Origin of the sequence: Pseudomonas sp. CAM1A, assembly GCF_047501685.1 — a bacterium.
Taxonomy (GTDB): Bacteria; Pseudomonadota; Gammaproteobacteria; order Pseudomonadales; family Pseudomonadaceae; genus Aquipseudomonas.
In genome coordinates this window covers 23,570-43,117 of the sequence record NZ_JBFNXP010000019.1, presented here as the reverse complement: position 1 = coordinate 43,117, position 19,548 = coordinate 23,570, and the positions used below count along the sequence as shown (strand labels likewise).

Annotated in this window: 19 protein-coding genes; 8 read left to right on the top strand and 11 right to left on the bottom strand. The window is 65.3% G+C overall.

The genetic code is table 11. The features are described 5' to 3' along the window. Positions 1-313: hypothetical protein (locus ABZO33_RS25820; RefSeq protein WP_414538355.1), on the top strand; the 313-nt coding region annotated here is incomplete at its 5' end. 129 nt (positions 314-442) lie between these two features. After that, positions 443-1,318: a formate/nitrite transporter family protein gene (locus ABZO33_RS25815; RefSeq protein ID WP_414538354.1), complete on the top strand. Its 876-nt coding sequence runs from the start codon at positions 443-445 to the stop codon at positions 1,316-1,318. Here ABZO33_RS25815 and ABZO33_RS25810 read toward each other — a convergent pair. Continuing rightward, complete coding sequence (locus ABZO33_RS25810; RefSeq protein ID WP_414538353.1) at positions 1,315-2,409, bottom strand: MBL fold metallo-hydrolase; 1,095 nt, start codon at positions 2,407-2,409, stop codon at positions 1,315-1,317. The genes ABZO33_RS25815 and ABZO33_RS25810 overlap by 4 nt on opposite strands. Before the next feature lie 125 nt (positions 2,410-2,534). Between ABZO33_RS25810 and ABZO33_RS25805 the strand changes: the two genes are divergently transcribed. Together ABZO33_RS25805 and ABZO33_RS25800 are read left to right on the top strand one after the other, a co-directional pair. Next, positions 2,535-3,611 carry a diguanylate cyclase gene (locus tag ABZO33_RS25805; RefSeq protein WP_414538352.1) on the top strand — a complete coding sequence of 359 codons (1,077 nt, stop codon included), beginning with the start codon at positions 2,535-2,537 and terminating at the stop codon, positions 3,609-3,611. A gap of 51 nt (positions 3,612-3,662) precedes the next feature. Continuing rightward, positions 3,663-6,245, top strand: a complete 2,583-nt coding sequence (locus tag ABZO33_RS25800) for an EAL domain-containing protein (RefSeq protein WP_414538351.1) — start codon at positions 3,663-3,665, stop codon at positions 6,243-6,245. Positions 6,246-6,262: 17 nt separating this feature from the next. Here the strand turns inward: ABZO33_RS25800 and ABZO33_RS25795 are convergent, their stop codons facing one another. Further along, positions 6,263-6,583, bottom strand: coding sequence for a DUF2025 family protein (locus tag ABZO33_RS25795; RefSeq protein WP_414538350.1), 321 nt, complete (start codon positions 6,581-6,583; stop codon positions 6,263-6,265). 183 nt (positions 6,584-6,766) lie between these two features. Between ABZO33_RS25795 and ABZO33_RS25790 the strand changes: the two genes are divergently transcribed. After that, positions 6,767-7,981 (top strand): ATP-binding protein, encoded by a 1,215-nt coding sequence (locus ABZO33_RS25790; protein WP_414538349.1) that lies wholly within the window; start codon positions 6,767-6,769, stop codon positions 7,979-7,981. Here ABZO33_RS25790 and ABZO33_RS25785 read toward each other — a convergent pair. After that, positions 7,920-8,837 (bottom strand): LysR family transcriptional regulator, encoded by a 918-nt coding sequence (locus ABZO33_RS25785; RefSeq protein WP_414538348.1) that lies wholly within the window; start codon positions 8,835-8,837, stop codon positions 7,920-7,922. The two genes, ABZO33_RS25790 and ABZO33_RS25785, sit on opposite strands and share 62 nt — an antisense overlap. A 114-nt stretch (positions 8,838-8,951) precedes the next feature. On the opposite strand from ABZO33_RS25785, the gene ABZO33_RS25780 reads away from it, so the two are divergent. Next, entirely contained in the window at positions 8,952-9,710 is a 759-nt protein-coding gene (locus ABZO33_RS25780) for an SDR family NAD(P)-dependent oxidoreductase (protein ID WP_414538347.1), read from the top strand. Positions 9,711-9,731: 21 nt separating this feature from the next. Here ABZO33_RS25780 and ABZO33_RS25775 read toward each other — a convergent pair whose 3' ends face one another. After that, complete coding sequence (locus ABZO33_RS25775; RefSeq protein ID WP_414538346.1) at positions 9,732-10,511, bottom strand: LysR family transcriptional regulator; 780 nt, start codon at positions 10,509-10,511, stop codon at positions 9,732-9,734. 101 nt (positions 10,512-10,612) lie between these two features. On the opposite strand from ABZO33_RS25775, the gene ABZO33_RS25770 reads away from it, so the two are divergent. After that, a complete protein-coding gene (locus tag ABZO33_RS25770) occupies positions 10,613-11,341 on the top strand; it encodes an SDR family oxidoreductase (RefSeq protein ID WP_414538345.1) in 729 nt (242 codons plus the stop codon). Positions 11,342-11,465: 124 nt separating this feature from the next. On the opposite strand, the gene ABZO33_RS25765 is transcribed toward ABZO33_RS25770, so the two are convergent. The 7 genes from ABZO33_RS25765 to ABZO33_RS25735 all read right to left on the bottom strand — a co-directional run bounded on the left by ABZO33_RS25765 (position 11,466) and on the right by ABZO33_RS25735 (position 16,444). Beyond that, the gene (locus ABZO33_RS25765; RefSeq protein ID WP_414538344.1) at positions 11,466-12,326 is read right to left on the bottom strand and encodes an efflux RND transporter periplasmic adaptor subunit; all 861 of its coding nucleotides are present in this window, start codon (positions 12,324-12,326) and stop codon (positions 11,466-11,468) included. Positions 12,327-12,337: 11 nt separating this feature from the next. Next, positions 12,338-12,544, bottom strand: coding sequence for a DUF1656 domain-containing protein (locus ABZO33_RS25760; RefSeq protein WP_414538343.1), 207 nt, complete (start codon positions 12,542-12,544; stop codon positions 12,338-12,340). After that, positions 12,531-14,519 carry an FUSC family protein gene (locus ABZO33_RS25755; RefSeq protein ID WP_414538342.1) on the bottom strand — a complete coding sequence of 663 codons (1,989 nt, stop codon included), beginning with the start codon at positions 14,517-14,519 and terminating at the stop codon, positions 12,531-12,533. Before ABZO33_RS25755 ends, ABZO33_RS25760 begins: the two co-directional genes overlap by 14 nt. Before the next feature lie 178 nt (positions 14,520-14,697). After that, entirely contained in the window at positions 14,698-14,814 is a 117-nt protein-coding gene (ccoM, locus tag ABZO33_RS25750) for a cytochrome c oxidase subunit CcoM (protein WP_023629476.1), read from the bottom strand. A gap of 135 nt (positions 14,815-14,949) precedes the next feature. After that, a complete protein-coding gene (locus ABZO33_RS25745) occupies positions 14,950-15,111 on the bottom strand; it encodes a hypothetical protein (RefSeq protein ID WP_217868648.1) in 162 nt (53 codons plus the stop codon). A gap of 201 nt (positions 15,112-15,312) precedes the next feature. Beyond that, positions 15,313-15,639, bottom strand: a complete 327-nt coding sequence (locus ABZO33_RS25740) for an aspartate-semialdehyde dehydrogenase (RefSeq protein ID WP_110704400.1) — start codon at positions 15,637-15,639, stop codon at positions 15,313-15,315. A gap of 112 nt (positions 15,640-15,751) precedes the next feature. Then, positions 15,752-16,444, bottom strand: a complete 693-nt coding sequence (locus tag ABZO33_RS25735) for a M949_RS01915 family surface polysaccharide biosynthesis protein (protein WP_414538341.1) — start codon at positions 16,442-16,444, stop codon at positions 15,752-15,754. Between the two features lie 124 nt (positions 16,445-16,568). Here ABZO33_RS25735 and rapA point away from each other — a divergent pair, with 124 nt between their 5' ends. Further along, the gene (rapA, locus tag ABZO33_RS25730; protein WP_414538340.1) at positions 16,569-19,415 is read left to right on the top strand and encodes an RNA polymerase-associated protein RapA; all 2,847 of its coding nucleotides are present in this window, start codon (positions 16,569-16,571) and stop codon (positions 19,413-19,415) included. The last annotated feature ends 133 nt before the right edge of the window (positions 19,416-19,548 follow it).

The window sequence follows — 19,548 nt, the reverse complement described above, 5'->3', positions numbered from 1 at the left end:
AAGAAACCCTAAACTTGGCTCAGCAATCTCAAATGACTATGTGATTTCTCGCATGGCCACTTGTGATGCTGATAATCTTGGCGACTATCAGTCCGTACTCACAAGCACCCACACGAATTGCTTGATTCAATTTGTTAAAGAGCGTTTGGCTAAGAGCTTTTCGTCTCAACCGAGGCGCGCATTCTACGCTTTCCTCATTTGCTGTCAAGCGTTTATTTTGAAGTATTTCAGAAGTCGTTTCTTGCAAAACACCTTCAACCTCAACAACTTACCGCTTGCCTCGTGGCGTTCAACGCTGCGAGGAGGCGAATAATACGCGGTTTGATTTCAGAGTCAACACCCTGATCTGAAAAAACTTTCGATGGCCATCCAGCGGCCCGCCGGCAACTATTCGGCACGGTTGCCGCTCTGTAGAGAAACACGCAAGCGGAGCGGCTTTGCCATGAGCGATGCACAGAGCGAAAAGACCCCCGGGCTGTCGCCGGACGAAGAGCAGGAAGTCAGCCACAACCAGCCGCCGCGGGCGGCAGTGTTGCACGAGATCATCCGCTACCAGGGCGATCAGGAACTGGAGCGCACCCTCACCGCGCTGTGGTGGTCGGCTCTGGCGGCAGGCCTGACCATGGGCCTGTCATTGATGGCCATGGGGCTGTTCTATGCCCGCCTGCCGGAAGGCGACAGTGCCCAGGTGGTCGCCAGCCTGGGTTACAGCGCAGGGTTCCTGGCGGTGATCCTCGCCCGCCAGCAACTGTTCACCGAGAACACCCTGACCGCCGTGCTCCCGGTGATGACCGCGCCCACCCTGACAAACCTGGGCCGGCTGCTGCGCCTGTGGAGCGTCGTCCTGCTCGGCAACCTGGCCGGTACGCTACTGGTGGCCTGGGTGATGCTCGAACTGCCGATCTTCGACAGCAAGACCGACGTCGCCTTCCTTGAAGTGGGCCGCAAGGTGATGACCAACGACATCAGCCAGATGTTCGCCAAAGGCATCGTCTCCGGCTGGATGATCGCCACCATGGTCTGGATGATCCCGTCCATGGAGCACGCCAAGATCTGGATCATCCTGGTGATCACCTACCTGATGGCCCTGGGCGACTTCACCCACATTGTCGTGGGTTCGGTGGAAGTGTCGTACCTGGTCTGGGCCGGCGATGAAACCTGGCAAGCGTTCTGGCTCGACTTCGCATTGCCCACCCTGGCGGGCAACATCATCGGCGGCAGCTTCATCTTTGCCCTGATCAGCCACGCCCAGGTGCGCAGCGACAGCGGCAAGCCCCCCTCGCAATTGCTCAAGGATGAAAAGCCGAAAAAGGATTAACGCGCCGCGACCGCCCGCTCGGCTCCCCTGCCCCGCTGCGGCAATGGCCGTGGCCGCCACCAGTTCTGCCCGGGATGCGGCGAGTCGAGGCTGACCCGCTCGCCCATCTGCGGCGTGCTCAGTTGCACCTGGGCGGCGTTGGCCAGGGCCAGGATGCGCTCGAAGGGCTCCTGCCAACCGTGGATGGACAGGTCGAAGGTGCCGTTATGAATCGGCAACAGCCAGCGGCCTCGCAAGTCCAGGTGCGCCTGCAGGGTCTGTTCCGGCTGCATGTGCACATTGGGCCAGGCAACGTTGTAGGCGCCAGTCTCCATCAGGGTCAGGTCGAACGGCCCATACTGCTCGCCGATTTCACGGAAACCGTCGAAATAGCCGGTGTCGCCGCTGAAGAACAGCCGCAGCCCTTCGTCGATCATCACCCAGGACGCCCAAAGCCTGCGGTTGCTGTCGAACAGCCCGCGCCCGGAAAAGTGCTGGGCAGGCGTGGCGACGAAGCGCACACCTTCGACTTCGGTTTCCTGCCACCAGTCCAGTTGCCGCACCTTGGCCGGCGGCACGCCCCACTCCACCAGCAGGTCCCCCACGCCCAACGGTGCGAGGAAATGCTCGGTGCGCGGTGCCAGCTGGCGGATGGCCTGCTCATCCAGATGGTCGTAATGGTCGTGGGAGAGAATTACCGCGGTCAGTGGCGGCAGGTCGCTCAGCGCCAGCGGCGGTGCATGGAAGCGCAACGGCCCGGCCCATTGCACCGGCGAGGCGCGCTCGGCAAACACCGGGTCGGTAATGAAGAAGCGCCCGCGCAACTTGAGCAGCACAGTGGAATGGCCGAGACGCCACAGGCTGTGGTCCGGTGCGTCAGCCACCTGCTGGCGGGTCATCGGCTGCAGGTTCAGCGACGCATCCGGTCGGGTTTGCGGTGGCTTGCGCAGCAACAGGTACTTGACGCCGATGCGCAACTTCTTGAGCACGCCATCCTTGGGCAGTTCGACCTGGTTGTGAAAGCGTCCGTCACGCTGCGGTGCCGGCTCGCCGGCGAGGGTAGCCATGGGGACCATGAGCAGCAGCACTCCGCAAAAGAGGAAAGCCTTCATATTACTCCACAGGGTCGGATAAACCGTGAAATGGCTTGTAAGGTCATTTTTCGCCGATGAACGATTGTTCAACAATATTCACATTACTTATGCGATAAACGGCGCTTCACAGAAGAACGACAACCATGATCGACAACCGCAGCGGCAAGGGGCTCTCTTTCGTCAGGCGCATCTACCTGCCGCGCATCATCGGCCTGGGAATCGGCCTGTTCAGCGTGATGGCCGCCATCGCCCCGCTGAACCCACCGACCTGGGCCTGGGCCTTGCTGCTGCTCAATGGCCTGGTCTGGCCACACGTGGCCTATCAGTGGGCCCTGCGCTCGGCCACCCCCTACCAGGCCGAGCAGCGCAACATCCTGCTGGATTCGCTGATGGGCGGTTTCTGGACTGCGGCTATCCACTTCAACCCGCTACCCAGCGTCACCATCCTGTCGATGATGACCATGAACAACGTCGCCGCCGGTGGCAAACGCGTGCTGCTGCGTGGCCTGCTGGCGCAGCTGTGCGGCATGCTCCTGGCCACCGCGCTGCTCGGCACCGGCCTGCAGACACAGGCCACGCAGTTGCAGGTCCTCGCCTGCCTGCCGATGCTGACCTTCTACCCCCTGGCCCTGGGCTGGGTGTGCTATCAGCTGGCGATCAAGCTGACCGAACACAAGCGCCGCCTCAGCGCCCTGAGCCGAACCGACAGCCTCACCGGCCTGCTCAACCATGGCTCGTGGAAAGACCTGCTGCTGCTCAAGTTCCAGATCTGCCAGCAGCAACGGCTGCCGGCGGTCATCGCGCTGATCGACATCGACCACTTCAAGACCATCAATGATACCTACGGCCATGTGGTCGGCGACTGCGTGCTGCGCCAGCTCAGCCAGGAGATCACGCGCACCCTGCGCGAGGATGACCTGGCCGGGCGCTATGGCGGCGACGAGTTCTGCGTGATCCTCCCCGGCACCCACGAAGCCCAGGCCTGCCAGGCCATGGAGCGCCTGCGCGAACGCGTGGCCGCCTACCGCAACCCGCACTTGCCGGGCTTGCGCATCAGCCTGAGCATCGGCCTGGCCGACTTTCGACCCGACCTCGCCTCGCCCGAGCATTGGCTGGACCAGGCCGACAAGGCCCTGTATGCCGCCAAGCACCAGGGTCGCGACCAGGTCAATTTCGCTCGCGGCGAGGCCGCCACGCTCAGGCTGGCCTATCCTGACTGAACCTTCGCCCAGGCCTCGGGCGCAGACAGCAGTCGAAGGAGTCGCCCGTACATGGACAGGAACGTCGACCTTTCACCCTCCAGCCCCACCTCGCGCCTGCAAGTGCGCCGCCTGGTCGGCGGCTTCTGCGCGCTGTTCGGGCTCGCCTGCGTGTTCACCCTGGTGGCGTTGTTCAACATCGCCGCCACGCTGGACCGCCAGGCGCAGGAACAGAGCACCTTCCAGGCCACCCAGGCGCTGGAGCAGCGGTTGGTGGCCTCGCGCCAGTTCCTCTCCAGCTACGCCGTCTGGGACGTCGCCTACGAACATCTGGTAGGCAAGGTCGACTGGCAGTGGGCCTATGACGAGAAAAATGTCGGCGAATCGCTGTACAGCGCCAGCGGCTACGAAGGCGTGTTCGTGGTCGAGAATGGTCGTACCACCTATGCCCTGTTCAAGGGCAAACCCACCGACTCGCCGGCCAGCGCCCATATCGACAGCCCCCTGGCGGCGATCATCGACGCGGCGCGCAGGGCAGCACCGGCCCGCGAGCAGGTAACCCATTTCGTGCGCTTCAACGGCTGGCCCGCAGTGCTCAGCGCTGCGGCAGTACGCCCGGACAAGGAAGTGACCGAGGCAGATGTAAAACAGGCGCCGGTGATGATATTCGTCGACCAGCTGACCGAGGCCAAGCTCGCCGTGCTGGGCAAGGGCGCAGGCCTGACCGGCATGCGCCTGGAGAAGAACGACGCCGCCCAGGCCGGACAACCGCAGATCGCCCTGGGTGAAACCGGCTACCACCTGGCCTGGAACACGCCGCTGCCGGGCCGCCAACTGCTCCATGCCTTCCTGCCACCGCTGCTGGCAGTGTTCCTGGTGCTTGGCCTGGTACTGCTCTACCTGTTCCGCCACGCCCTGCGCAGTTCCCGGGCAATAGATGAAAGCCTGCTGCGATTGCAGCAGAGCAACCGCGCCCTGGAAGCCAGTGAACAGCGCTTTCGCGCAGTGGCCGAAGCCGCATCGGACTGGATCTGGGAAACCGACCGCCATCACCGCCTGACCTACCTGTCGCAGCGCTTCGTCAGCGTCACCGGCTACCGCATCGAAGACTGGCTCGGCCAGCCGCTCAACCAATTGCTGGCCTGCGACACCACGCCCCTGCTGCCCTGGCTCGACAATCAGGCCGACAGCGACACGCAGCAACTGGCCAACCTGCGTTGCAACTACGATGACGCCACCGGGCAGAACCGTTACTGCCGCGTGTCGGCGCGCTCGATCATCTATGAGGGCAAGCTCGCCGGATTTCGCGGCACCGCCAGCGACATCACCGACGAGGTTGCCGCCCATGCCCGCATCCAGCACCTGTCGATGCACGACGCCCTGACGGGCCTGGCCAACCGCAACAAACTGTCGCGCCACCTCGAACAAGCCCTGCTGCGCGGCAGTGACTCGCCGCCCCTCACGCTGTTGCTGCTCGACCTGGACAGCTTCAAGCCGATCAACGACTCCCTCGGCCACCCTGCCGGCGACGCGGTGTTGCAGGAAGTGGCCAGCCGCCTGCGCGATACCACCCGCGACGATGATCTGGTTGCCCGCCTGGGTGGCGATGAGTTCGTCCTGGCCCTGCACGGCCTGGACAACCGCAGCGAGATCGACCGTTTCTGCGCGCGCCTGCTCGACTTGCTGCAGCAGCCCATCGGTTTCGAGGAACACCAGCTGCACATCGGTGCCAGCATCGGCATCGCCCAGACCCGGGCCCAGGGCTACGATGCCGGCGAACTGATCCGTTGCGCCGACATCGCCCTGTACCAGGCCAAGGCCGACGGCAAGAACACCTGGCGTTACTTCTCGCCGGAGATGAACCAGCAGATCCAGTACCGCCGCCAGCTGGAAAACGACCTGCGCCGGGCGATCAAGCAGCACGAGTTCGTACTGCACTACCAGCCGCGCTACCGCCTGGACGACCTGCGCATCGTTTCGGTGGAAGCCCTTTTGCGCTGGGAGCACCCCCAGGAAGGGCTGATCGGGCCGGATACTTTCATTCCGCTGGCCGAACAGAGCGACCTGATCGTCCCGCTGGGTCGCTGGGTGCTCGAAGAAGCCTGCCGCAATGCCCGTGACTGGCCTGAAGAGCTGCTGGTCTCGGTCAACCTGTCGCCCGCGCAGTTCTCCCGCAGCGATGTGGTCGCCGATGTGCGCCAGGTGTTGCTCGACACCGGCTTCCCGGCCCAGCGCCTGGAGCTGGAAATCACCGAGAACGTGATGCTCAACGACATCGAAGGCGCCCTGGGCACCATGCTCGCGCTCAAGGAACTGGGCGTGCGCCTGAACATGGACGACTTCGGCACCGGCTACTCGTCACTGGGCTACCTGCGCACCTACCCCTTCGACAGCATCAAGATCGACAAGCGCTTCATCGCCGGGCTGAGCAGCCAGAGCGGCAATGACCGGGCCGTGGTCCAGGCGATCATCAACCTGGGCAAGGCCATGGGGCTGACGGTCACCGCCGAGGGCGTGGAGACCGAGCAGCAGTTGAAGGCGCTGGACAAGGAGCAGTGCCACGAGGTGCAGGGCTACTACCTGAGCAAGCCCGTGGACCGGGCAGGGTTCGAGGCGCTGCTGGCGAACCGCGAAGTTCGCCAGGATGCGTCCTGACCGCACTGCCACGGGATTCAGCGCAGGTTGCGCTCAGCCACGATCTCGGGCAAGTCGGTACGGTTGAGGTAGATGCGCAATGGCTCGCCGATGTTCAACCGATCGTCCACATGCTGTTCCAGCAGCAACGCCAGGCGCTCCCGGCACAGCGCCATGCGTGCATCGGCCTCGGGCCGCCAGACGAACTCGCTGCAGGGGGTGATGCTGGCGTCGGCCACGTCCATGCCGAACGCGTCCTCTGAAAACCGCACGATATGGGTGCCGCGCTTGCCGTGAAAGCCAACGAAGCCCTTGAGCTGGTCGGCGGCGATGCAGATGTCCTGGGATGTAATGGCCATGGCGTAACCTCGCAAAGAATTCGGAAGTGACGCACGCAGAGGGGGCGGTCGCCTCTGGCGGGCAACGCGCAAGTGCCAGCCTAACCCAAGTGCCAGACCGTTCGCCAAGGTTTTTCACCCCTCGCGCCAAGGCCCGCTAGACTGGATTTTCGAGCCCTTTCGTTGTTATCGGATCCGCCCCTCATGACCCAGGCCGTCACCGCCGACATTGCCATCATTGGCCGCATCAACGCCGTGCCGGCCATCCTCCAGGTGATCTGCGAGACCACTGGCCTGCGCTTTGCCGCCGTGGCCCGGGTGACCGAAAGCAGCTGGACCGCCTGCGCGGTGCTCGACACCCTGGGATTCGGCCTCGAGGTAGGCGGCGAACTCGAGGTCGCCTCCACGCTGTGCCACGAAATCCGCAGCACACGCCAGACCATCGTGATCGACAAGGCCAGCGAGGACGAGCAGTACTGCCGTCACCACGCCCCGCGCCAGTACCGCTTCGAAAGCTATATTTCGGTTCCGGTGCTACGTACCGACGGCAGCTTCTTCGGTACCATCTGTGCCCTGGACGCCAAGCCAACGTCGCTCAAGGGCACGGCAATCCAGCCGATGATGGAATCGTTCGCCCGCCTGCTGGCCATCCAGATCGAAAGTGAGGAAAGCGCCCAGCGCACCGAACGCGCCCTGCACAAAGAGCGGGCCATGGCCGAGGTCCGCGAGCAGTTCATCGCCGTGCTCGGCCACGATTTGCGCAACCCGCTGTTCGCCATCACCGCCGGTGCCGAACTGCTCAGCCAGCGCCTGACGGACGACAAGCAACGGGCCATCGCCCTGCATATCCTCACCTGCGGCCAGCGAGCCACCGAGCTGGTGCGCGACATGCTGGATTTCGCCCGTGGCCGCCTTGGTGCCGGGATCCCACTGAACCTGCAGCCCTGCCCCGACCTGCCGGACGCCCTCGGCCATGTGGCCTCCGAGCTGCAGCGCGTGCACCCGCAGCGGCGCATCATCCTCGACATCGGCCAGGTCGGCGGGCTGCTGTGTGACCGCGAGCGGATCACGCAACTGTTGTCCAACCTGATCGCCAATGCCCTTCTTCATGGCGACCCACAAGGCCCGGTGACCGTGCGCGCCACCCTCAGCGACGATACCTTCGACCTGAGCGTGCACAACCAGGGCACGCCGATCGCCCCGCAAACCCTGCCCCTGCTGTTCGAGCCCTTCAGCCGGCCAATCTCCGGCGCCCCCCAGCCCGGCCTGGGCCTGGGGCTGTACATCGCCAAGCAGATCGCCCTGGCCCACGGCGGCCGCATGGAGGTGACCTCCAGTGCCGAGGCCGGCACGCTGTTCAGTTTTCGCCTGCCGAAGAATCGACCTGCGACTCCAGCAGCACCGCCAGCCAGTTCATGAACGCCTGCACCCGGCGCGGCACATGGCGCTGCCGCGCATACAACAGCGACACTGGCATGGCCCGCGCCTGCCAGGGCTCGAGCAGCGACACCAGTTCACCCGCGCGCAGGTGTTCATCGACACCTACCGCCGGCACCTGGATCAGGCCGAGCCCAGCCAGGCAGGCGGCGGAATAGGCTTCGGCGTTGTTCACCGTGACCACGCCGGTCATGGCCTGGAAGCGCAGCTCGCCGCCCTGCTCGTATTCGAACCCGGCACTGCGCGCGCCGAGGTTGCGCACGTAGTGGACCAGCCGGTGGCTGTCCAGGTCCTCCAGTTTGCAAGGCACGCCATGGCGCTGCAGATAGGCGGGGCTGGCGCAGTTGCGCATGCTCAGGCGCCCGACCGGGCGCGCCACCACGTCCAGGTCGCTGAGCGCGCCGATGCGCATCACGCAGTCGAAACCTTCGCGGAGCAGGTCGACCTGGCGGTCGGTGCAGCTGATCTCGACGTCCAGGCGCGGGAAACGTTCGAGAAACTGCGGCAGCGCCGGCACGATGACCCGTCGCGCCATCATGGTCGGCAGGTCGATGCGCAGGCGCCCGGCCAGTTCGGCGTCGTCGGCGCTGAACAGGCTCTCGATCTCGTCCATGCCCGACAACAGGTCCTTGCTGCGCTCGTACAGCAAGGCGCCGTCCTGGGTCGTGCGCACCCGGCGCGTGGTGCGGTTGAGCAAGCGCGTGCCGAGCAGGTTTTCCAGCGCCCGCACCTGTTCGGAGACCGTCGAGCGCGGCAGGCCCAGGCTTTCGCCGGCCAGGGTGAAGCTGCTCAGTTCGCTGACCCTGACAAAGGTACGCAGCAGATCCAGCTTGTTCATACCCATCCTCATTGTCCGATTGATACGAACAGTATTTCCGGAATCCTAGGATTTAACAGCCTATAGCCGATCAATAACCTATCAGCAACAGCCACCCACAACGAGGTATCCGACATGACTCGCAAGATCGCACTGATCACCGGCGCCAGCCGCGGCCTGGGCAAGAACACCGCCGAACACCTGGCCGCCCGTGGCATCGATATCATCGGCACCTACCACAGCAAGGCCGACGAAGCGCGCGCCGTGGCGGCCACGCTGGAGCAGGCCGGCGTGCGCGCCGCCATGCTGCAACTGGACGTCAGCGACAGCGCCAGCTTCGCAAGTTTCGCCGAGCGTCTGGGCGACACCCTCGAACAGCAGTTCGGCCGCCGTCAGCTGGACTTCCTGGTAAACAACGCCGGTATCGGCCTGAACGTGCCATTCAGCGAGACCAGCGAGGCGCAGTTCGACCAGTTGCTGAACATCCAGCTCAAAGGCCCGTTCTTCCTTACCCAGCGCCTGCTGCCGCTGCTGGCCGACGGCGGACGCATCGTCAACATCTCCACCGGCCTGACCCGCTTCGCCCTGCCTGGCTATGCCGCCTATGCGGCCATGAAGGGCGCCATGGAAGTACTGACCCGCTACCAGGCCAAAGAGCTGGGCGCGCGCGGCATCCGGGTGAACATTCTCGCGCCGGGCGCCATCGAGACCGATTTCGGCGGGGGCGTGGTGCGTGACAACCAGCAGGTCAATGACTACATCGCTGGCAACACTGCGCTGGGCCGGGTCGGCCTGCCCGACGATATCGGCGCGGCGATTGCCTTGTTGCTGGAGGATGGCAATGGCTGGATCAACGGGCAGCGGCTGGAAGTGTCGGGGGGCATGTTCCTCTGAGGCGCACGCTGGGCAATGCGCTCAAGCTCGGTTCAAGGCCTGGTGCAGCGCAGCGACGGCAGGGAGTGACAAAGCCTCATGGCTGATGCACAAGCCGACCCGGCGCCGCAGTGCCAGGCCGCTGCCGGGCCGCCAGTAGACCCCGGGACAGCGCTCGGCCAGGGACTGCGGCAACCATGCCGCGCCCAGCCCGGCGGCGACCATGGCCAGCGCCAGTTGCAACGAACCGGCCTGGCCAACCTGCTCGCCTTCGCCGTACAACCCCATCAGGCGCTGGTGCGAAGGATGCTGCGGACAGGTGATCCAGCGCCCGTCCGGCTGGCTGCCGGTCGCCATTACCAGCACGAAGGCCTCCTCCCACAACGGCAGGAACAGTTCGTCCTCGCAGCGCTGGGCCTCGTCGGCCAGCCGCGCATCCCCGTCGCACCCCTCAAGCAAGGTCAATTGCAGGCCCGCCACCGCCTGACTGGCCAGGCGCACGCAAGCCTCGACCTGGGCCGGCGCGATGTCCGCCTCGATGCCCAGGGCCAAAGGCACCCTCTCCTGCCCCTGGCGAAAGCGCAGGCGCAGCGCGTCGGCTTCGGCCACCATGCGGCAGGCCTGGGGATACAGCTCACGGGCCTGCTCGCTGACTTCGACCCCACGGGCCTGGCGCAGGAACAGCTCGGCGCCCAGGTCATCTTCCAGCTGGCGGATGGTCACCGACAAGGTCGGTTGCGCCACGCACAGGCGCTGGGCGGCTACAGTGATGTTGCGCGCTTCGAAGACCGCGATGAATGCCTTGAGATGACGGATATCCATAGATAGAACCGATGCCAGCTAGAGAAATAAGCCGTTTTTCATGGCCGAAAGGGCTATCTAGAATCATGGCCATCGAAAGCGATTATGCCTGGGAGGCAACCATGAACAAACCCCTGATCATTATCACCGGCGCCAGCTCCGGCATCGGCGCCGCCACCGCCCAACGCTTTTCCGCCGCGGGCCATCCACTGCTGCTGATCGCCCGCCGCCTGGATCGCCTGGAGGCGCTGGCGTTGCCCGATTGCCTGTGCCGCGCCGTGGATATCCGCGACCGCGCGGCGCTGGTGGCCGCAGTGGCTGAGGCCGAAGCCGTATACGGGCCGGCCGATGCCCTGGTGAACAATGCCGGGGTGATGCTGCTGGGGCAGATGCACGAACAGGACCCGGAACAATGGGAGCGCATGTTCGACATCAACGTCAAAGGCCTGCTCAACGGCGTGCACGCGCTGGTCGGCGGGATGGTCGAGCGGCGCCATGGCACCCTGATCAACGTCAGCTCGGTGGCCGGACGCAAGACCTTCCCCAACCATGTGGCCTATGTAGGCAGCAAGTTCGCCGTGCACGGGTTGTCGGAAAACCTGTGCGAGGAGCTGGCGCCGCACAATGTGCGGGTGGTGACCATCGCGCCGGGCGCGGTGGAGACCGAGCTGCTCGGGCATACCACCAACGAAAGCATCAAGCGCGACTACGAGGCCTGGAAGGCCAATGACATGGGCGGCGTGGTGCTGTCGGCGGAAGATGTCGCCGGGGCGATCGTCTGGGCCTACCAGCAGCCGCAACAGGTGTGCATTCGCGAAATCGTGCTGGCGGCGACCGCTCAGCAACCGTGAGACCGCAGTACCGGGGGCGCGATGCGCCCCTTTCGCCGCGGTTCGTCGCCACGACAAGCCGGCTCCCACACCGACCGCGCCGGCCTCACGTCATGTGCAATCCCAGGGGAGCTGGCCTGCCCCCTCAAGGCGTTTCATGCACCTGCACGCTAGCCGTCATGCCGGCGCTCAGGGTCACGCCCTCGGGCACCTGGTCCAGGCGGATGCGCACGGGTATGCGCTGCGCCAGCCGCACCCAATTGAACGTTGGCTCCACCTCGGGCAGCAACTGCCCATCGGGCGTCGAGTTACGATCGGTGATCCCCCGGCTGATGCTTTCCACCTGCCCTTGCATCGCATCGCCCGCCCCCATGAGCCAGACCTTGACCGGGTCGCCGACGCGAATCCGCGGCAGCTTGGTCTCTTCGAAATACGCCTGGATATAGAAAGTGGCATCGTCCACCAGCGCCATCACCGATTGCCCGGTGTTGACGAAATTGCCCTCGGCCAGGCGCAAGTTGGTGATATGCCCACCGCGCGGGGCGCGTACCTCGCTGCGGGCCAGGTTGATCTTCGCCACTTGCAGCTGGGCCTCGGCCTCATGCAGTTCGCCGCGGGCGACAGCGGCGTTGATCTGGGCATTCTCGCGCAACTCGGCACTGATCGCCTCCGGCCCCAATGCGGTGCGCCGAGCGGCCTCGCGCTCGCGCAGGCGCAACTGCTGGGTACGCGTCTCGACCACGGCGGTGGCTTGGTCCAGGGCAGCCTGGAAGCGTTCGCGGTCGATGCTCATCAGCAGGTCGCCGGCCTTCACTTGCTGGTTGTCATGCACCTTCAACGCGCTGACCCAGCCCGACACGTCGGGGGCGATCACCACCACGTCGGCACGCACCCGGGCATCTCGGGTCCAGGGTGTGAGCATGTAGTACTGCCACAGTTGATAGCCGGCAAAAACAGCGAGGATCACCACACACAGGGTGACCAGGCTACGTACGACTGTACGCATGGACTTACTCCTTACAAAGGGCCTGACAGGCGCACCACTCCATACAGCACACAGACGAACAGCGCCGCGTCGAACAACGCCTCGTGCCAGATCCAGCGCCCCAGGGGGGTAGCCTGCACGACGAAGCGCAACAGCCCGGTGAGCAGCAGCGCCAGCAACACATAGATCAGAAACGGGCTGAGCAGCACGCCGCCCAGTGCCCACTCACGCAACCCCATGGGCTTCCTCCTGCCAGCGGCACCACTTGCCCCAGCTCTTGCACAATTGCAGCACCGCGCCGATGGCCAGGCGCAGCGGGTCACTCGGCGGCTGGCGGCGCAGGGCCTCGATGAACTGTTCACTGGCAGCGTCCAGGCGCTGGCCACGCCCCGGCGCCGGGCCGCTGGCGAGTACCGCCTGCAACTGCTGCAGGTACTGGCGCTCGGCATTGCCCAGCGGTGCCTTGGCCACGGCCAGGCACATGCGCAGGTGCACCAGTTCGTCACCGATATCCAGGCCGTGCAGGCCATCGTCCCAGCGCTTGCGCTCGGCTTCGGGCAATTCGCTGGCATGCCGCGCCAGCTGCATCAGGCGGTCGGCCATGCGCCCGCCAAACCAGCTGTCAGCGCCACGCAGGTCGCGCCGAGTCAGGCGCACCAGGTCGCCTTGCGTGGCCGCGCGCAGGCGCCGGCCAAGCCAGGCCGGGTGGCGCAGCACCAGCAAGCGGAACGCCAAGACCGCGGCGCCCACGCCCAGCAGCATGGCCTGGGCACTGTTGAGCATGCTCGCCACATCGAAATGCATGGCATTGAGCGGCGCCACCAGGACGATGAAGTGCAGGCAATAAGAAGTGGCGGTCGCCCCGGTACGCGGGTGGGCCATGCCCAGGGCGCCGAAGAACAGCGGCACGCCCATGCCCAGGCAGAGCATGGCGAAGCTGCTCCATTGCGGCAGCAGGATCTGCCCCACCAGGAACGCCATCGGAATGGCCAGGAGGATGCCGCGCAGGAAACTCAGGCCGATCTGCGCGCCATTCTCGCGGCTGGCGAACAGGCTGCAGACCACACAGGTGAGTACCAGGCCGCCGGGCGCCGATGGCCAGGCCGTGGCCAGCCAGAAACTGCTCATGGCCAGGAAGGCCAGGGCGCTGCGCGAACCGAACAGCAGGGCAAGGGACAGGTCGCGATGGGTTGCCAGGCTCTGCGTCGCCTGCCTCGGCGCCCGCCCCTGCTCGACGTCGTCGAGGGCCTGGGTGCACGCCATCGTGTAGTCCAGCAGCAAGCTCAGGCGCGCCAGGCAGTAATGCTCGGCGGGGCTGATCCGCTCGTCGTGGGCAGCGTCCCAGACGCGCTGGCGCAACAGTAGCAAGCTGGGCTGGTCGGGGCTGGCCAGGTGCGCGCGCACCTCGTCCAGCCATGGCGCCAGATGCCTGGCTTCGCCCTCGTCAAGCTGGCGCCACTGCCTGCGCACCGAGCGTGAGATGCGCAAAAGCACCATCAGTGTCTGGCTCAGGCCGCTGATCGCCCGCGCGCGTTGGCGGCCGCGGCTGCCTTCGAACCAGGCATGTTCGCGCTGGGCATCGATGGCGACGATGCGCCCAAGGCTGTCGAGCAAACCGCTGTGTGCCTCGTCTTCGCCGCCGAGCATGGCGCTGGCTGCCTGCAGGCCGTTGTGCCAGGCCTGGCGAGCCTGGCCGGCCAGTTGCTGCTCCACACGCATCGGCCAGAGCAGCGCGCTGGTCGCGGTGGCGCAGACGATGCCCAGGCAGATCTCGGTGCAGCGCGCCACGGCCTGGTCGAAAACCTGCAACGGGTGGTCGATCGCCGGCAGGGCGATGATCGCCACGGTGTAGCCGGCCAGCACGAATGCATAGGCCCAGGCGCTGCGCAGCTGGGTCGAGGCGGCGGTGCACAGGGCCAGCCACAAGGCCAGGGTCAGCAGGAACAGCCACGGGGTCTGGGCGAACAGGCCGATGAACACCACCGACATGCAGGTGCCGACCAGGGTGCCGGCCAACCGCGCCAAGCCCTTTTGCACCACCATCCCCGACAACGGCTGGGCGACGATGAAGGCGGTCATCAGCGCCCATGCCGGTTGCTCCAGGCCCCAGCGCATCGCCAGCCATAACGCCAGGCCGCCACCGAGCAAGGTCTTGATGGCGAACTTGAGGGCGAGGCTGCTGGGGGCAAACAGGGCCTGGAGGGTGATGGGCACGAAACGGACCTTGGGCGCGCAGGGGGTAATAGGAAGAAAGATAGACAACAGGAGGGAGGATAAAGCGGAAACGATTAATTAGCTAGCTAATCATCTAAGCAGTCAAATTTCCGCAGGCAAAAAAAATGGGCGACCGAAGTCGCCCTAAATGCCTTGCGTGCTCGTGTATCGGGAAGGATCAGCGCTGGTTGCGCTTTTTCGAGTCCTTCCAGATGAAAATGCCCAGACCGGCGAAGAAGGCCAACATCAACCCGACTGTTACCACCCCGGCGATAACCACGTTGTCGAAGAACATGTCGGCTCCTCCCTTGATGTGCCGTCATCCGATGGGTGCAAGGTAACCAATGCGAGGAGGGGGAAAATTGACCGGAGTCAATGGCGCCCGGAGCCGGGCGCGGAAGGCGGGTGCAGGGTTGACCTGCATCAAGTTTCAGCGCTTCTTCGGTTTGCCCTTGGGCTTTTTCTTCTTGGCCTGCCCCAGAGGCATGGCCTGCTCGAAGGCCTGACGCATGTCGTCCAGGCGCTTGTCATTGAGGTCGTGGATACGTTTGGCGCGTTCGGCGCCGAAGTCGATCAGTTTGTCTTGGCTCATGGTGGGCTCGACGGACAGCAGAGGCCTTAATGATGAAGGCTTGCCGGGGCGCTGACTAGGGTCTGTACGAAATGTGTCTGCGCGAAGGCCAGACAAGGCGAAACGGGGGGAGGAAGCGCAGTGTACTGGAGTACATGAGCATTCCGAGCCCCGTTTCAACGCAGTATGGGCGAGTGCAGATACATTTCGTACAGAGCCCAGTCAGACTTCGATATCCACCAGCAGCCCCTGGCGCGTGCGCTCGCCCATCGGCGCCACCGGCACGGTGTTGTCGGCATTGAGTTCCTCGCCCGGCACCGCCTCGTAACGATCGCCCTCAGCCTGCTTGCGCCTCTTTTGCTGGCGGCGTTGCTCGTCACGCAGCAGCAAGGCCTGCTCTTCGGGATCACGATGATTCTTCAGGTCGATGGTGCCGTCGCTGGAGGTCGGCTGCGTGGGTACCACCGGTGGAATGGTCGGCGGTGGTTTGACCGGGTCGTGTTGCGAGGTCACGGGGGCGGCACTGAGCGGGATGATCGGCGGCAGCATGGGAGGTCTCCTGTAGCCTTGTTGTCGGCTGGTGGCGCGCCGCCTTGAATGCCTGCGGTCGAAGGTGTGCGGCGTGTCACAACGCCGCATCGGGCTGGAGTATAGCGCGGGCCTACTCGGCGTCTTCGTCCGGGTCGTCGGATGGAGGGCTCGACTCGCTCCACGGCCGCTTGTAGACCTGCTGCCAGACCGCATCCATATGTTCGCGCACACCTGGCGGGGCGTTCTTCAACGAGGCGCTGTCTTCGCGCTCGCCGCCAAACGGGTCTTCACCGGGCGGGCTGATCAGCGACTGGCCGGTGATGGTGTAGATCGCCTGGCCTTCACGCATCTCGATGGCGATGTCGTGGGGATCGATACCGCCGCCGCAGAAGGCATGGCTGGCGACAGTCACTTCGGCGACCCCGTCCTTGTTCAGGTCGCCGACATCACTGACATCGGTATAGAAGTCGACGTCGAGATCGAGGCCGGCACAGGTGGTCTCCTGCTCGATCTGCCAGCGCGGCTTGAAGACATCGGCGCTGGCGGCGCGGCCATACAGGGTGGCCTTGAGCACCACCTTGTCGACTTCCTCCTCGGTATCGGGGTCGGTGGCCTGGCCGTCGACCCGGCTCAGCACCAGCAGGCCCTCGCCCTCGCGGTCATGGAAATGCACGCTCTTGATCGGCGTCTGCACGCCGAGCACTTCCAGTTGCTCGACCGGGATCGGCGGCAGGATCTCGAAGCTTTTCTGTTCGCAGGCGGCCAGCAGCGCCAGGCTGCCCAGGCCCAAGGTGACGTTCAACCAGCAGTGCTTGGCAAACATGTTGGCGCATGGCCCTCGTGACGGGTGTTCGTCGATGAACACGCTAGACTCACTGAGATTCTTTGGTCTGGCGCAGCCGATCCGGTAACATGGCCAGCTTTTTCATCGCGGGAGTTTTGGCAGTATGGCGCAGCAGTATCAACCGGGGCAACGCTGGATCAGCGACAGCGAGGCCGAGCTCGGTCTTGGGACCATCCTGGCGCAGGATGGCCGCCTGTTGACCGTGCTCTACCCGGCCACGGGCGACACCCGCCAGTACTCGCTACGCAATGCGCCGCTGACCCGCGTGCGTTTCTCGCCAGGCGACCTGATCACCCATTTCGAAGGCTGGAAGCTGACCGTGCAGGAGGTCGAGGACATCGACGGCCTGATGGTCTACCACGGCATCGACCCGCAGAACCAGCCGCGCACACTGCCTGAAACGCAGCTGTCCAACTTCATCCAGTTCCGCCTGGCCAGCGACCGCCTGTTCGCCGGGCAGATCGACCCGCTGTCGTGGTTCTCGCTGCGCTACAACACCCTGCAGCACACCAGCAAGCAGATGCTCTCCACGCTGTGGGGCCTGGGTGGCGTGCGTGCGCAGCCTATCGCCCACCAGTTGCACATCGCCCGTGAAGTGGCCGACCGCATCGCCCCCCGCGTACTGCTGGCCGACGAAGTGGGCCTGGGCAAGACCATCGAGGCCGGCCTGGTCATCCACCGCCAGCTGCTGTCCGGTCGTGCCAGCCGCGTGCTGATCCTGGTGCCGGAAAACCTCCAGCACCAGTGGCTGGTGGAAATGCGCCGGCGCTTCAACCTGCAGGTCGCGCTGTTCGACGCCGAGCGCTTCATCGAAAGCGACGCCAGCAACCCGTTCGAGGATGCCCAGCTGGCGCTGGTCGCGCTGGAGTGGCTGGTCGAGGACGAAAAGGCCCAGGACGCGCTGTTCGCCGCCGGCTGGGACCTGATGGTGGTCGACGAGGCCCACCACCTGGTCTGGCACGAAGAGCAGGCCAGCCCCGAGTACGCGCTGGTCGAACAGCTGGCCCAGGTGATCCCCGGCGTGCTGCTGCTCACCGCCACGCCTGAACAGCTCGGCCAGGACAGCCACTTCGCCCGCCTGCGCCTGCTCGACCCCAACCGCTTCCACGACCTGGCCGCCTTCCGCGCCGAAAGCGAGCACTATCGCCCGGTGGCCGAAGCCGTACAGGAGCTGCTCGACGAAGGTCGCCTGTCGCCGAAAGCCCACGCCACCATCCAGGGCTTCCTCGGCGCCGAAGGCGAAGCACTGCTGGCCGCGGTCAGCGATGGCGACAGCCAGGCCAGCGCGCGCCTGATCCGCGAACTGCTCGACCGCCACGGTACCGGCCGCGTGCTGTTCCGCAACACCCGTGCGGCGATCCAGGGCTTCCCCGAGCGCCAACTGCACCCCTATCCGCTGGCCAATCCCGAGGCCTATGCCGACCTGCCCTCGGGCGAGCGCGCCGAGCTGTACCCGGAAGTGGCCTTCCAGGCCCAGGGCGAAGCCAGCGACGACGAGCGCTGGTGGCGTTTCGACCCACGGGTCGATTGGCTGATCGACACCCTGAAGATGCTCAAGCGCACCAAGGTCCTGGTGATCTGCGCCCACGCCGAGACCGCCATGGACCTGGAAGACGCCCTGCGCGTGCGTTCCGGCATCCCGGCCTCGGTGTTCCATGAAGGCATGAGCATCCTCGAGCGTGACCGCGCCGCCGCCTACTTCGCCGACGAAGAGTTCGGCGCCCAGGTGCTGGTGTGTTCCGAGATCGGCAGCGAAGGCCGCAACTTCCAGTTCGCCCATCACCTGGTGATGTTCGACCTGCCGGCCCACCCGGACCTGCTCGAGCAACGCATCGGCCGCCTCGACCGGATCGGCCAGAAGCACACGATTCAACTGCACATCCCGTACCTGCAGGACAGCCCGCAGGAGCGCCTGTTCCAGTGGTACCACGAAGGCCTCAACGCCTTCCTCAACACCTGCCCGACCGGCAACGCCCTGCAGCATCAGTTCGGCCCGCGCCTGCTGCAACAGCTGGCCGGTGGCGACGACAAAGGCTGGACCCAACTGGTCGGCGAGGCCCGTGCCGAACGCGAGCGCCTGGAGGCCGAGCTGCACACCGGTCGCGACCGCCTGCTGGAGCTCAACTCCGGTGGCGCCGGCGAAGGCCAGGCGCTGGTCGAGGCGATCCTCGAACAGGACGACCAGTTCGCCCTGCCGATCTACATGGAAACCCTGTTCGATGCCTTCGGTATCGACAGCGAGGACCACTCGGAAAACGCCCTGATCCTCAAGCCGAGCGAGAAGATGCTCGACGCCAGCTTCCCGCTGGGTGACGACGAAGGCGTGACCATCACCTACGACCGTGGCCAGGCGCTGTCGCGCGAGGATATGCAGTTCCTGACCTGGGAGCACCCGATGGTCCAGGGTGGCATGGACCTGGTGCTGTCCGGCTCGATGGGCAACACCGCCGTGGCGCTGATCAAGAACAAGGCGCTCAAGCCCGGCACCGTGCTGCTCGAGCTGCTCTATGTCAGCGAAGTGGTGGCGCCGCGCAGCCTGCAGCTGGGGCGCTACCTGCCGCCGGCCGCGCTGCGCTGCCTGCTCGATACCAACGGCAACGACCTGGGCCCGCGGGTGGCCTTCGAAACCCTCAACGACCAGCTCGAAAGCGTGCCCAAGGCCAGCGCCAACAAGTTCATCCAGGCCCAGCGCGACGTGCTGGCCAAGCGCATCGCCGCGGGCGAGGCCAAGGTCCTGCCGGTGCATGAGGAGCGAATGGCCGAGGCGCAACAGCGCCTCACCGCCGAAACCGACGAGGAGCTGGCGCGCCTGACCGCGTTGAAAGCCGTCAACCCGAGCGTGCGCGACAGCGAGATCGACGCCCTGCGCAAGCAGCGTGAAGATGGCCTGGCGGCGCTGGAAAAAGCGGCACTGCGCCTCGAAGCAATCCGGGTGCTCGTCGCCGGTTGATCGCCATAGCGGTCATCGCGGGGCAAGCCCGCTCCCACAAGCCCGCTCGGGGCGCGTGGGAGCGGGCTTGCCCCGCGGTCGTTTGAGCCATGCAGCAATCCGTTTAGACAATTGCGCTATTACCTTCATATCC

Bases quoted from the DNA above. Each gene is read 5' to 3' on its own strand.
- ABZO33_RS25760 (WP_414538343.1), bottom strand. From the start codon at position 12,544: ATGGGGTTGCGTGAGTGGGCACTGGGCGGCGTGCTGCTCAGCCCGTTT.
- ABZO33_RS25735 (WP_414538341.1), bottom strand. From the start codon at position 16,444: ATGTTTGCCAAGCACTGCTGGTTGAACGTCACCTTGGGCCTGGGCAGC.
- ccoM (WP_023629476.1), bottom strand. From the start codon at position 14,814: ATGTTCTTCGACAACGTGGTTATCGCCGGGGTGGTAACAGTCGGGTTG.
- ABZO33_RS25795 (WP_414538350.1), bottom strand. From the start codon at position 6,583: ATGGCCATTACATCCCAGGACATCTGCATCGCCGCCGACCAGCTCAAG.
- ABZO33_RS25765 (WP_414538344.1), bottom strand. From the start codon at position 12,326: ATGCGTACAGTCGTACGTAGCCTGGTCACCCTGTGTGTGGTGATCCTC.
- ABZO33_RS25805 (WP_414538352.1), top strand. From the start codon at position 2,535: ATGATCGACAACCGCAGCGGCAAGGGGCTCTCTTTCGTCAGGCGCATC.
- ABZO33_RS25800 (WP_414538351.1), top strand. From the start codon at position 3,663: ATGGACAGGAACGTCGACCTTTCACCCTCCAGCCCCACCTCGCGCCTG.
- ABZO33_RS25775 (WP_414538346.1), bottom strand. From the start codon at position 10,511: ATGGATATCCGTCATCTCAAGGCATTCATCGCGGTCTTCGAAGCGCGC.
- ABZO33_RS25790 (WP_414538349.1), top strand. From the start codon at position 6,767: ATGACCCAGGCCGTCACCGCCGACATTGCCATCATTGGCCGCATCAAC.
- ABZO33_RS25745 (WP_217868648.1), bottom strand. From the start codon at position 15,111: ATGAGCCAAGACAAACTGATCGACTTCGGCGCCGAACGCGCCAAACGT.
- ABZO33_RS25785 (WP_414538348.1), bottom strand. From the start codon at position 8,837: ATGAACAAGCTGGATCTGCTGCGTACCTTTGTCAGGGTCAGCGAACTG.
- rapA (WP_414538340.1), top strand. From the start codon at position 16,569: ATGGCGCAGCAGTATCAACCGGGGCAACGCTGGATCAGCGACAGCGAG.
- ABZO33_RS25815 (WP_414538354.1), top strand. From the start codon at position 443: ATGAGCGATGCACAGAGCGAAAAGACCCCCGGGCTGTCGCCGGACGAA.
- ABZO33_RS25740 (WP_110704400.1), bottom strand. From the start codon at position 15,639: ATGCTGCCGCCGATCATCCCGCTCAGTGCCGCCCCCGTGACCTCGCAA.
- ABZO33_RS25810 (WP_414538353.1), bottom strand. From the start codon at position 2,409: ATGAAGGCTTTCCTCTTTTGCGGAGTGCTGCTGCTCATGGTCCCCATG.
- ABZO33_RS25770 (WP_414538345.1), top strand. From the start codon at position 10,613: ATGAACAAACCCCTGATCATTATCACCGGCGCCAGCTCCGGCATCGGC.
- ABZO33_RS25780 (WP_414538347.1), top strand. From the start codon at position 8,952: ATGACTCGCAAGATCGCACTGATCACCGGCGCCAGCCGCGGCCTGGGC.